This window comes from Niveispirillum irakense DSM 11586, from assembly GCF_000429645.1.
Taxonomy (GTDB): domain Bacteria; phylum Pseudomonadota; class Alphaproteobacteria; order Azospirillales; family Azospirillaceae; genus Niveispirillum; species Niveispirillum irakense.
Window position 1 is genome coordinate 197,577 of record NZ_KE386934.1, and the last position, 12,397, is coordinate 209,973.

The following is a 12,397-nucleotide window of genomic DNA, read 5'->3' on the forward strand; positions in this document are numbered from 1 at the left end:
CCGCCCATTCTGGTTCACCAACAAAACGCCGGGCCCGTGCCGAAAGTTTCCCTGCGGAACAGAGAAATCCGGCACAAAAATGTGAAATCCCCTAAATGCTTGTCATCACAAGACGGATACGTGACTTTCCAGACAGTGACGCACTGGAAATGCTTCGTCTTTTCTCCGCCTGTCGATCAAATCAACAGGCTCTGTCCTATATCCAAGGTGTCAAACTGGCTCACTGTCAGGCCATGGCGATCCCGCGCTGTTGCCAGATCGGCGATGGGATCACCAATCGCCTCATCCGTCAGATCGGCGAAGGTGCCGAAATGCATGCCGATGCTGCGGGCCGTTCCGAGATCCAGGTGAGCCTTCACGGCATCATCCGGATTCATGTGCATTAGCTGCATGAACCAGCGCGGTTCATAAGCCCCGATGGGCAGCAGCGACAGGTCAATGCCGGGAAACCGCGCGCCGATCTCCTTGAAATGGGGGCAATAGCCGGTATCGGCGGCAAAATAGACCGTGCGCCCCTGTGCCTGAAGCACGAAGCCGCCCCAAAGGGTCTGGTTACGATCAAACGGGGTGCGGGCGGCGAAATGCTGGGCCGGCACATAGGTGATTTCCACCCCGGCCACGACATGGCTCTGCCACCAATCCAGTTCCGTCACAGACTGCGGGCCGACGCCGCGGATCAGGGATCGGTTGCCCAGGCTGGTGACGACCGGTGCCTGAAAGCGCCGGTCCAGTTCCCGCAGGCTGGCCTTATCCAGGTGATCATAATGATTATGGCTGACCAGGATGCCATCCAGGCGCGGCAGATCATCAAAGGCAAGCCCAGGCGCCCGAACCCGTTTCGGACCGGCGAAGGAAAACGGACTGGCCCGGTCGGAAAAGACAGGATCGGTGATGAAGCATCGCCCGCCGATCTGGACCAGGAAACAGGCATGGCCGATAAAGGTGACCGCGATCTGATCGGCGGTTGCCTCGGGCGGTTTGGGCCAGGGCTTATTCTCCACCTGTTTCGGCCAGGGTTTGCGATCACGGTTGAGCATCCAGCGCACAACCTCACCAAACCCTTTCTCCTGCCCGACGATATGCGGGTTGAAGAAGCGGCTGCCATCATAATGATCTGAAAGAGGAAAGGCTGTTGCAGCCTCTGCGCGCTTCAAAGCCAAAGGCGCCAACAGGGCAGCACCGATACCGCCCAGGGCGGAACGACGATTGATCAAGGTCATGGAGCGCTTTTGCCGATTGATGGAAAGGATAAACATTATCTAGACGGTCGAAGCACACCGATAAGTGCCAAAGCGCACAGATGGCAGAGAAAGCCAGTCAACCTGCTATCGGTTTCGCAGACAGAAGAGAGGTGGCCTCTTTGACCATCCCTGCCCCGCGATTACACTGCCCCTCCCATTACCTCGGATATCCGCCATGTTTGCCAGCCAGAACCAGATCCAGAAAATACAGGCGCTGCTGCAAACCGGTTTGGCCGCGCAGCAGGCTGGGCGGGCAGCGGAAGCGGAAAAGGCGTATCGACAGGTGCTGGCCCTGAACCCGCGCCAGCCGGACGCGCTCCAACTCTGGGGGCTTCTGGCCAAATCCCTGGGCCAGAATGATCAGGCGCGCGAACTGATGCAGCGCTCTCTCGCCATCCAGCCACGACAGCCAAATGTCTGGAGCAATCTCGGCAATCTGGTTCTCGGCATAGGCGACGCGGTTCAAGCTCTGGACTGTTACGACAAAGCACTGGTCCTTTCACCCCGCGACCCGCAACTTCATTTCAACCGTGCCAAAGCACTGGATGCGTTGGCGGAAACGGGCAAAGCCCTGGATAGCCTGGACAAGGCCCTCCATCACAAGCCGGATTATGCGCCAGCCATATCATTGCGGGCCAGCCTGCTGCTCCAGCAAGGTGCCTTGCAGGACGCTGAACTGGCGGCGCGTAAAGCCATCGCGTTGCGACCGGATGATGCCCGATCCTGGAACAATCTCGGCTTGGCCCTCCGTCGGCAGGACCGTTATGGGGAAGCGGAACCTGCCTACCGGCAAGCACTTGCCATCAATAACAGCTTCAAAGAGGTGTGGCTCAATCTTGGCAATGTGCTGATTGACCTCGACCAGCAGGAAGAGGCGCTGGCAGCCTACAGGCATGCCCTTGCTCTTGACCCATTTTATGGGGAAGCCCATGAAAATCTGGCCCGCCAGCTTTGGCGGATGGGCCGGACAGTCGAGGCAGGGGCCTCCTATGAAACGGTGGCGCAAGCGTATCCGGACGATCCCAGGGCCTTGAGCTTGCTGGCCAATGGCAAGCTGTTGTTCGGGCTGGCAGAAGATGCGCTTAAGGACCTTGAGCACGCGATGGCACTGGGCGCTGTTTCTGCCCAGCACACGCACCTGAAAGCGCGTCTGCTGCTTCGTCTCAACCGCCCGGCGGAAGCCTTGACTGTACTGGAACGACTTGTTGCGGCCAGCCCGGACACCATCCCTTACCTTCAAGATCTTGCGACGGCGCAGTTCAGAAATAACGACCCCGCCGGCGCCGCAAGAACGGCCGCCGCCATCTTGGAACGGGATGCCCAGGCACAGTTCGGTTTGGCCTATCTGGGAACAGCCCAACGTATGCTTGGCGACCCTGCGGCTGACTGGCTTTACGATTACGATAACAGCATCGCCATCATCGACCTTCCGGCACCCCCGTCCTGGGAAAATGTCGATGCTTTTCTGGATGCGTTACGCGCCATCGTCAAACCACTGCACAATACAGAGAGGGCACCGCTTCATCTCACCTTGAAGCATGGGTCCCAAACCACAGGAAACCTGCTTGAAGTCCATCGCGATGGTCCTATCGGGGCTTTGCGCGAAACGATTCTGGCCGCCATCTCCAGATTTATCAATACGTTACCGGCGCATCCTGAGCATCCCTTCCACGGACGGGCCCTTACTTGCAAAAATTTACGGATTGCCGGGTCATGGTCGTCACGTTTGGCTGATGGCGGATATCATACCCACCATATCCATACCGACGGCTGGATCAGTGGCGTCTATTACATCGACGTTCCGCCTGTCGTCGCCGACGATGAAAGCAAGGAAGGGTGGCTGACTTTTGGCAAAGCCAATATCGGCCCTGAAATTGACCTGCCTTTTGTCAAAGCGGTTCAACCTAAACCCGGACGGATGGTGCTCTTCCCTTCCTTCGTCTGGCACGGGACTGTGCCGTTCCATGACAAGGAAAACCGCACCACAATCGCCTTCGATATCGCGCCGATCAGCTAACCAGCGGCCAAAGTTCTGACTTTGATAGAATATTTTGAATAAAAAACGGCCTCCCTGAAAAGGGAGGCCGTTCTCATTTATAGTTTTGCATGGAGACGATCTCTTGTCTTGTTAACAACAAGAGATCGCTCCCAGTACGCCGGGATTAGAACCGGACGTTCACGCCCATGAAGAAGCGGCGACCGATAACGTCATAGACCGACGGATCGGTACCGGCCTGCACGTTGCTCGGATACAGACGGGGCATCTGATCCAGGAGGTTGTTGACGCCGCCACGGATAGCAAGGCTATCCGTAACCTGCCAGCGACCACTCAGATCGAAGTACCAGGTGGACTTCACGCCCGGCTCGGCGGCATCAGTGCCATTGCGAGTGTTCTTGTGGACCATCTTATCGATGTACCGGGTGCGCAGCGAGATCGAGCTGCCTTCATAGCTATAGGTGGTGGTCAGCGTGCCCTTCCATTCCGGCCGGGCGTCGCCGATTTCATCACCGATGCTGCCAGCGTAGTGTTCGATAGCATCGCCAGCAGCGATCTGTTCGTCAAACTTATCCAGCCAGGAAACCACCAGATTGAAGCTCAGATCACCGAAATCGTTCGGCAGATCAAAGCCGTAATCAACCTGGGTATCAATACCCGACACCTTGTAGGTCGACAGGTTGCGCAGAACCTGCTGGATATTGTCTGGGCTGCCGGTCAAATCGCGGTTAAAGACCGAGCAATATTCATTGGCGGCCGAGAAGGTCGGGTTGAACGCTGCATCATAGCAACGGCTGACCGTGGTCGGCGCATCAATCTGGCCGATCGCATCCTTGATCTTGATGTTATAATAATCGACCGACAGACGCAAACGATCCAGTTCCTCGATATCGAACGGCGATGTGATAACCGCACCGACGGTGAAAGTATCAGCCGTTTCTTCCGACAGGTTCGGGTTACCGCCGGTCAGGGCCGAGAACTGATCATTGGTCTGGGTAAACGTATCGATAACCCCTGGGGCAATGCCGGTATCGAGGCAAAGCTGACGCACCTGTGCCGCATTGGCACCGGTACGAGCCGCGCTGGTGACATCACAGGGATCATTACCCGGCGGGTTGTCCTCATTCTGCGGCGAGAACAATTCGTTGATGTTCGGGGCGCGAACAGCGCGCTGATAACCACCGCGCATCCGCAGGGCGTCAACGATCGACCATTCACCTTCCACCTTGTAGCTGCTGAACGTGTCAGCGGCCGAGTGGTCGGAGTAACGGTAACCACCGGTGATGTTGAAGGCCTGGATGCCCGGCAGATCCTTCAGGATCGGGATCAGGATTTCGCCGTAGATGTCCTTGTTATCGACGCTACCGGCCAAGTTTTCCTGGGCATTGAAACCAGCGACATCACCCGTGGCCAGAACCTGATCAGCGATGAATTCGTACTTCTGCTTCCAGTACAAGGCACCGACAGCGAAGCCGACGGAACCAGCGGGCAGCGTGAAGAAATCATCGAAATCACCCGACAGGGTGGCTTCGGCGACATCATGCTCGATGGTGGTGGTGTTCTTCGCCGTAACGGCGATGTAGTTCGCGCAGTCCTGGGAGAAGCTGTTGCCACCAAACAGGTTCAGACCGCCATCGCACAGGGAAGCGCCGCCATCGGGAGCATCCAGCAGACGCTCAACAGCCGACACGGAGACGTTGCCGTCCTGACGGTCCGTAATGTCCACGCGGCCATGCGAGCCGTAGATGTCCCAATTCCAGCCATTGCTGAACTGGCCACGGAAACCACCGGTGATCTGATAGACATTCGTCTCATAAGTCTCGACGCGGGGGCCGAGACCTGTGAAGCGAGTCCGCATCAGGAAATCTTCGTTAGCACCAGACCCAGGCAATCCGGGATTATCATCGACACGAGAGGCCAAAAGCGTCCGTAGGTCCGTCGGAATAAACGGATTGCTCACCGGAACGGTGAAATAGGCACCAGCAGCCGGATTGGTGATGTTGTTACCCGTCGGCGCGGGGCTAGAAGCCAGAGCCGACTGGGCATTGTAGTTGGTATAGGTTGCCTGAGCGTATACCTCGATATCTTCAGTCAACTTATAATGACCCATGGAGGTCATGTTGACACGCTCAAGCGGGAGGATCAGGTTGTTCTGCGGCTCAAAATTGAAGCTATAGAAGTCAGGATAGAATGCAGATGCGACAGTACTGTCGATAGGACCACGATAGTTTTGAACATCATACCGAGAACCGGATTGCCCAACAGCAAACAAAGTCCCATCTTGGTTAAACCCGAACGTTCCCGCAGTGTTAACGGCGCCAGGAGCGATTCCGTATCGTGCAAATAGCGCATTAACCGCAGCCTCAGAAGGCAGATTACGCGCGTTAACAGCCATGGTCCCCATCGGGAAATAGGACGTCGTGCTGGTCGCCTGACCGGAGAAGGTACGCTTGCCCTTACCAACCTGATCACGGTTGGTGTAGCCGATGGACATCACGACGTTACCACGGTCGTCAGCAAAGTTGCCGCCAACGGTGAAGTTGCCGCTATATTCCTGTGCATCACCACGAGAGGAGACGCCGTACTGGCCATCGAACTCGGCGCCTTCAAAGTCCTTCTTCAGGATGAAGTTGACAACACCGGCCACGGCGTCAGCGCCATACACGGCGGACGCACCGCCGGAGACGACTTCGACGCGCTCAATCAGGGCGCTGGGAATGGTGTTGACGTCAACCACACCGTCAGAGCCCGACGGGGTCGGCCGGCGACCGTCAACCAGAACGAGGTTACGGTTGGTGCCCAGACCGCGCAGGTTGATGGCAGCCTGACCGGCGCCCGGCGGATTGTTGGAGGTGGAGGTGATGTCCGCAACCACCTGCGGCAGCTGGTTCAGAAGCGCCTCGGGGGTGACAGCGCCGATGGCCTGGAAGGCTTCAGCGTTGACGGTGGTGATGGGGCTGGTCGCCGTGAAGTCCTGACGGGCGATACGCGAGCCGGTCACCACGATTTCTTCGATCTGAAGTTCCTGCGCCATCGCCGGGACGGCAGCGGAAACCACAGCGCTGACGGCAACACCGGCCAGCAGGAAGCCCCGGACCGAACGGGACTTATATACGGACTGCTTCATCTATCTCTTTCCCTTCTAAAGACACCCTGTTCGAGCGCCTATGGGGTTACCCCTGATCCTCGATACCGCAGTACCCGGGTAAACCGGCTTCCGCGGCGCGGGACACCTGCCCCTTTTCTTAAGGTCGCAGGTCGCATAGCTGCTGCCCGGAAATAACGGCCTAAAATCTCGCGGTTGCAATAGGCGTTTCGCATCTGTGACGCAACATTGCTCAGGTTGTTGCATCTTTGCACTGGTCTAACCCGGTTGGGCCCGAAATTGTCCGTTTTTTGCGCAGCAAGGGTAAAAAATGTGCGCAGGTCTGTTAATGTCCCGTAACAGGCTGGTTACATTGGCTTTCCTGTCGCATATCTTTCTCTTGCGCTGCAAAAATCGTTGCCAGCGGCACCGCCAGGGTCCGCCGGTCGTTTCCGTCAATCTGGTCAAACAGTTTTGCGACAAGGGGTTGCCATGGCCGGGGCAGCCTGTTGCCCAGCGACAGGTCCCCTCGAATCGCGAGCCCCAGGTCGCGACGCAAATCATCAAGAGTGGCACAGTGCAGATCCCGGCTGGCGATCCATGCCCCGCGCTGGCTACGCTCCACCCATCGAGCGTTTCGCAGCGCTTCCAGAAGATCATCAATAATGATGCTTCCCACCGGAATGCGTGCTGCAAGGCTTTCCTTGCGCATGCCTTTTCCGTAGCGCGCAGCACTATGAAGTTCGGACAGGATGATCAGCGCGATCATGATCCGATGACCGGACGCCAGCCCCTCGGCGCCGCCTTCGGTTAATTGACCAGCCCGCCATTCCGGCAGGGTTGCCGTCAATTCCGCCCCGAACAGGACCACTGACCAAACCGTGTACAGCCAGAGAAGGAAAATCGGCCCCACGGACAGGGCGCCATAAATGGACTCATAGGTTGGGAAAAGGGTGACGTAGTAAACGAACCCCGCTTTTGACAATTCCGTCAGCAGAGCCGCCGCAGCACCGCCGGCCACAGCATCACGCAACCGCACATCCCGATTGGGAATTGCCAGATACATCAACGCATAAGCGATGATCTCGATCAGCAATGTCACCAATGTCAGCAACGCTGCCAACCCCGGCGCACCCGTCTGGCGCACCTGTGCGATGATGTTGGCGCCAACCGACAGGCTGGCCCCCATCAAAAGAGGGGTGAGCGTCAGTACTGCCCAAAAAGAGAGCAGGCGCGTCACCAAAGGGCGTGGCTGGGTAGAGCGCCAGATTTTGTTGAAAGCGCCTTCGATGGAGAAGAAAAGCAGAATCGATGTTGCCATCAAACCGATTGCGCCAAATCCCGTTAGCGCGCCGGCATTGGCAACGAAACCAGCCGCATAGGACTGAACCTGATCACCGACCTGGGGTACTAGTGTCTGGAAAAGCAGGGTTTCCGCCTGTTGCCGCATGCGGCCATAGGCAGGAAAGGCCGTGAAAATGGCAAACGTCACCGTCAGAAGCGGAATCAGGGCCAGAAGCGTTGTATAGGTCAACGATCCCGACAGGATGAAACCGCCATCAAGACTGAAACGCCGGATGGCATGGGAGATGATTGCCAGCAGATCGAGCAGAGGACGGGGCAGTAATTGAATAAGACGGTGCAAGGGACGATCCTCGCGTCCCTTTTCCGGCGAGGCCGGCATTATGCGCATGCGTTTGACCCTCCTGCGTGTTCGTGTAGGATGCGCGCCGATTTCGTGGCTGTCGCCCATCATTCATAAGATGGCGCGAAACGGCCATGCTGGAGAGACAGAGAATGACGAATACCGCCACCATCCCCAACGCCACCGGTAATGGCCTGATGGCCGGCAAGCGCGGCCTGATCATGGGCGTCGCCAATGACCGTTCCATCGCCTGGGGCATCGCGCAACAGGTCGCGGCACAGGGCGCGCAACTGGCTTTCACCTATCAGGGCGATGCGCTGCTGAAGCGGGTGAAGCCCCTGGCCGATCAGGTCGGGTCCGACATCCTGCTGCCCTGCGATGTGACAGACGATGCCAGCATCGATGCCACGTTCGAGGAAATCTCCAAGCGTTGGGGCGGGCTGGATTTTCTGGTTCACGCCATCGCCTTTTCCGACAAGAACGAACTGGACGGGATGTATCTGAACACCAGCCGGGGCAACTTCAGCCGCTCGCTGGATATTTCCTGCTACTCCTTCACCGCCGTCGCCCAGCGCGCCGTGCCGCTGATGAAGGAAGGTGGCAGCCTGCTGACCCTGTCTTATTACGGCGCCGAAAAGGTGATGCCGCATTATAATGTGATGGGCGTTGCCAAGGCGGCCCTGGAAGCCAGTGTCAAATATCTGGCGAACGATCTGGGCCCCCAGGGCATCCGCGTCAATGCCATCTCCGCCGGCCCGATCAAGACCCTCGCCGCCAGCGGCATTGGTGATTTCCGCTATATCCTGAAATGGAACGAGCTGAACGCCCCCTTGCGCCGCAATGTGACCATCAATGAGGTCGGCAACGCCGCCATGTTCCTGCTGTCCGATCTGGGCAGCGGCGTAACCGGCGAAAATCTGCATGTCGATAGCGGCTACCATACGGTCGGCATGGTCCAGGTGGATGCGGCCGTGGAAACCGGCAAGCTGCTGTCCGGCATGGGCGAGGGCTGATCCAATATGGCGGGCAACAGCTTCGGCACCCTGTTCCGGTTCACCACCTTCGGCGAAAGCCATGGCCCGGCCATTGGCTGTATCGTGGACGGGGTGCCGTCGCGCCTGCCATTGGACGAGGCGTATATCCAGACCTTTCTGGATAAGCGCAAGCCGGGCCAGAACAAATATGTCACCCAGCGGCGGGAGCCGGACCGGGTACAGATCAAGTCCGGCATCTTCGAGGGTGTGACGACCGGCACGCCCCTGATGTTGTTCATTGAGAATGAGGACCAGCGGTCTAAGGATTACGGGGACATCAAGGACAAGTTCCGCCCCGGCCATGCCGACTTCACCTATATGGCCAAATATGGCATCCGCGACTATCGCGGCGGTGGCCGTTCATCGGCCCGTGAAACGGCAAGCCGCGTGGCCGCTGGCGCTGTCGCACGCCGGGTGCTGGAAACCGCCCCCGGCGATGGCATCAATATCCGCGCCGCCATGGTGCAGATGGGGCCGCACAAGGTGGACCGGTCCCGCTGGGATTGGGCGCAGGTGGATGAAAACCCGTTCTTCTGTCCTGACCCCGTGATGGCCGGTCTTTGGACCGATTATCTGGACGGCATCCGCAAGGATGGCTCCTCCGTTGGCGCTGTAATCGAAGTGGTGGCCTCCGGCGTTCCCGCCGGCTGGGGCGAGCCGATTTATGACAAGCTGGATAGCGACCTCGCCCAGGCGATGATGACCATCAACGCTGTGAAGGGTGTGGAAATTGGCGCCGGTTTTGATGCGGCTTGCCTGACCGGCGAGGAGAACGCCGATCAGATGCGTATCGGCCCCGATGGCAAGCCCCGGTTCCTGTCCAACCATGCAGGTGGCATTCTGGGTGGCATCTCCACCGGTCAGGATATTGTGGTTCGTTTCGCTGTCAAACCGACCAGCTCAATCCTTACCCCCCGGCAGAGCGTGGATATTTTCGGTAACGAAACGGATATCCTCACCAAGGGCCGGCATGATCCCTGCGTGGGGATTCGCGCTGTACCGGTGGGCGAGGCGATGATGGCCATCGTGCTGGCGGACCATTTCCTGCGTGCCCGCGCCTTGGGGCAGATGTAAAATCAATATCTCTTCCCTCCTTTCTCATTTCTTCTCTGGTTCTGCCCATGCCTGGATATCTCAGCCCTGAACAGAAAGCCGCCTATCATCGTGACGGCTTTCTGCTGCTGGAAAATTTTGCCAGCGCCCCTGATTGCGAAGGGTTGATGGAACAGGCGGGGCGGCTGGTGGAGGGGTTTGATGCGGACGCCCATGCCTCCGTCTTCTCCACCACCAACCAACAGAAGACCAGCGACGATTATTTCCTGTCGTCCGGCGATCATATCCGCTTCTTCTTTGAAGAAGAGGCGTTTGATGAAACCGGCAGGCTGCACCAGGAAAAGGCCTTGTCGATCAATAAGATCGGCCACGCCATGCATGACCGCGACCCGGTCTTCAGCCAATTTTCCCGCGATCCGCGGCTGGCATCGATCACCGCGGATATCGGCATGGCCCAGCCGCTGCTGATGCAGTCTATGTATATCTTCAAACAGCCCCATATCGGCGGAGAGGTTGTGTGCCATCAGGACAGCACCTTCCTCTATACTGACCCGATGAGTGTGGTGGGCCTGTGGTTCGCGGTGCAGGACGCCACGCTGGATAATGGTTGTATGTGGGCACTGCCCGGCGGACACCGGGACGGGCTGAAGAAACGCTTCTCCCGCGATGGGCAAGGCGGGGTGCGGATGGATGTGCTCGATGCCAGCCCCTGGCCTGATTGCACGCCGGAGAATGGTTATGTGCCGCTTGAAGCCAAACAGGGCACGCTGATCCTGCTGCACGGGCTCTTGCCCCATCTGTCCGGCCCCAACCGCTCTCCCCGGTCACGTCATGCCTATACGATCCATGTCGTAGATGGGGCATGCGACTATCCGGCCAGCAATTGGCTGCAACGACCGGCAGGGGATCCGGCGCGGGGTTTTGGCATCTGATTTCTCGGTTGAGAAACCCTTTCTGGACAAGGATCAACCGGCTTGCTGAGTGAGTAGGTACTGTGTCAGATTGGCGTGCATTCTTCCCGGATAAATTCCTATGCCTCTGATATTCCTGCTCTCTATCGCTATTGCCATTTTCTTCGCCGTGCATGTGATACGCACGGGGCAGGAAGTGTATTGGCTGTTCATTCTGCTGGTGTTTCCCTTTCTGGGCAGCGTGGTCTATGCCCTGGCCATTTATCTGCCCTCCCTGCGCAACAGTTCCCGCGCCCGCAAGGTGACGAAAAACTTGATCCGCACTGTGGATCCAGGTCGGGATGTACGGGAAGCGCGCGAACGGTTGATAGATGTACCCAGCGTACAAAACCGCCTGAAACTGGCACAAACCCTGCTGGCAGCGAACGAATTTGCGGAAGCCGAGAAACATTTCTCCGGAATGTTAAGCGGGCTGCATGCTGATGATCCGGATATTCTACTGGGTCTGGCCGAAGCACAATTAGGCAGCGGAAAGCCCGCTGCGGCGTTAGAGAGCCTGACGCATCTGCGAAATGCTCATCCTGATTACCAATCCGCCGAGGGGCACCTGACCTATGCCCGAGCCCTGGACGAGTTAGATCGTCGGGAAGAAGCAGCAACCGAATATCGTGCGCTGGCAGAGTATTATCCGGGAGTGGAGCCATTGTGTCGGCTGGCCCTGTTGCTGGAGCGCATGGGCCGCCATACAGAGGCACAAATTCTTTTTAAGGACGTACAACACCGCCTGTCCCGTGCCCCAGGCCATGTTCGCTCCCGGCAGAAGGAATGGCTGGATCTGGCAAAGAAGAATGTTGCGCGCGGTGAAGTTACTTAATCCTTTGCAAGCGGCTGGAACATCACCAGCGCATCGACATAACCCAGGCGGGGATGCTGGAAGGCCAGTGGCAAGCGTCCGATAATGCTGAAACCCAACGCCTGCCAAAGGGTCACCGCACGCACATTGCTGCTGACCACGAAATTGAACTGCATGCCGCGATAGCCGCGCGTCTTCGCGTGGTCCAGCGAGTGCAGACACATCGCCCTAGCTATCCCACGCCCAGTGGCGGCGGCATCCGTCATGTAGCCGCAATTACAGATATGTCGCCCGCCCCCCGCCTGATTGGGGCGGATATAATAAGTGCCCAGCACCTGCCCATCTTCTGCAACGGCGACAAAGGTTTCCTTATCTGGCCCAAGCCAATAGGCCACAGCCTCCCCCTCCCCCATATCCGGGGCCAGCGCATAGGTTTCCCCCGCCCGGATGGTGGGCCCGATAATGCGCCAGATGGCAGGAGCATCGGCGGTGGTAGCGCGGCGGATGATAAAACCGGTCATCACATCCATTCACTCGTCAGACAAAATAAAGGCCCGCCGGATCAACCGGCGGGCCTGT

The 12,397-nt window shown here is 58.1% G+C and carries 9 protein-coding genes; 5 read left to right on the forward strand and 4 right to left on the reverse strand.

All coding sequences use genetic code 11. From position 1 onward, the window contains the following. Window positions 1-176: 176 nt before the first annotated feature. Entirely contained in the window at window positions 177-1,220 is a 1,044-nt protein-coding gene (locus tag G473_RS0119865) for an MBL fold metallo-hydrolase (protein WP_084438507.1), read from the reverse strand. A 196-nt stretch (window positions 1,221-1,416) separates the two neighbouring features. Here G473_RS0119865 and G473_RS0119870 point away from each other — a divergent pair, with 196 nt between their 5' ends. Beyond that, a complete protein-coding gene (locus G473_RS0119870; RefSeq protein WP_029014539.1) occupies window positions 1,417-3,258 on the forward strand; it encodes a tetratricopeptide repeat protein in 1,842 nt (613 codons plus the stop codon). 145 nt (window positions 3,259-3,403) lie between these two features. On the opposite strand, the gene G473_RS0119875 is transcribed toward G473_RS0119870, so the two are convergent. Both G473_RS0119875 and G473_RS28020 read right to left on the reverse strand, forming a co-directional pair. Further along, on the reverse strand, window positions 3,404-6,364 hold the full coding sequence (locus tag G473_RS0119875) for a TonB-dependent receptor plug domain-containing protein (protein ID WP_029014540.1): 2,961 nt from the start codon (window positions 6,362-6,364) through the stop codon (window positions 3,404-3,406). A 304-nt stretch (window positions 6,365-6,668) separates the two neighbouring features. Further along, a complete protein-coding gene (locus G473_RS28020) occupies window positions 6,669-8,015 on the reverse strand; it encodes a YihY family inner membrane protein (protein WP_161631017.1) in 1,347 nt (448 codons plus the stop codon). 104 nt (window positions 8,016-8,119) lie between these two features. Between G473_RS28020 and fabI the strand changes: the two genes are divergently transcribed. The 4 genes from fabI (at window position 8,120) to G473_RS0119900 (ending at window position 11,839) form a co-directional block, all read left to right on the forward strand. Beyond that, a complete protein-coding gene (gene fabI, locus G473_RS0119885; RefSeq protein WP_051330507.1) occupies window positions 8,120-8,980 on the forward strand; it encodes an enoyl-ACP reductase FabI in 861 nt (286 codons plus the stop codon). 6 nt (window positions 8,981-8,986) lie between these two features. Then, the gene (gene aroC / locus G473_RS0119890; RefSeq protein WP_029014542.1) at window positions 8,987-10,075 is read left to right on the forward strand and encodes a chorismate synthase; all 1,089 of its coding nucleotides are present in this window, start codon (window positions 8,987-8,989) and stop codon (window positions 10,073-10,075) included. Window positions 10,076-10,122: 47 nt separating this feature from the next. After that, window positions 10,123-10,986, forward strand: a complete 864-nt coding sequence (locus tag G473_RS0119895; RefSeq protein ID WP_035708429.1) for a phytanoyl-CoA dioxygenase family protein — start codon at window positions 10,123-10,125, stop codon at window positions 10,984-10,986. 100 nt (window positions 10,987-11,086) lie between these two features. After that, window positions 11,087-11,839, forward strand: coding sequence for a tetratricopeptide repeat protein (locus G473_RS0119900; RefSeq protein WP_029014544.1), 753 nt, complete (start codon window positions 11,087-11,089; stop codon window positions 11,837-11,839). Here the strand turns inward: G473_RS0119900 and G473_RS0119905 are convergent. Next, entirely contained in the window at window positions 11,836-12,339 is a 504-nt protein-coding gene (locus tag G473_RS0119905; protein ID WP_029014545.1) for a GNAT family N-acetyltransferase, read from the reverse strand. The two genes, G473_RS0119900 and G473_RS0119905, sit on opposite strands and share 4 nt — an antisense overlap. Window positions 12,340-12,397: the final 58 nt, after the last annotated feature.

Coding starts and splice junctions, on each gene's coding strand:
- G473_RS0119870 (WP_029014539.1), top strand. CDS start 1,417: ATGTTTGCCAGCCAGAACCAGATCCAGAAAATACAGGCGCTGCTGCAA.
- G473_RS0119905 (WP_029014545.1), bottom strand. CDS start 12,339: ATGACCGGTTTTATCATCCGCCGCGCTACCACCGCCGATGCTCCTGCC.
- fabI (WP_051330507.1), top strand. CDS start 8,120: ATGACGAATACCGCCACCATCCCCAACGCCACCGGTAATGGCCTGATG.
- G473_RS0119900 (WP_029014544.1), top strand. CDS start 11,087: ATGCCTCTGATATTCCTGCTCTCTATCGCTATTGCCATTTTCTTCGCC.
- G473_RS0119875 (WP_029014540.1), bottom strand. CDS start 6,364: ATGAAGCAGTCCGTATATAAGTCCCGTTCGGTCCGGGGCTTCCTGCTG.
- G473_RS28020 (WP_161631017.1), bottom strand. CDS start 8,015: ATGCGCATAATGCCGGCCTCGCCGGAAAAGGGACGCGAGGATCGTCCC.
- G473_RS0119865 (WP_084438507.1), bottom strand. CDS start 1,220: ATGACCTTGATCAATCGTCGTTCCGCCCTGGGCGGTATCGGTGCTGCC.
- G473_RS0119895 (WP_035708429.1), top strand. CDS start 10,123: ATGCCTGGATATCTCAGCCCTGAACAGAAAGCCGCCTATCATCGTGAC.
- aroC (WP_029014542.1), top strand. CDS start 8,987: ATGGCGGGCAACAGCTTCGGCACCCTGTTCCGGTTCACCACCTTCGGC.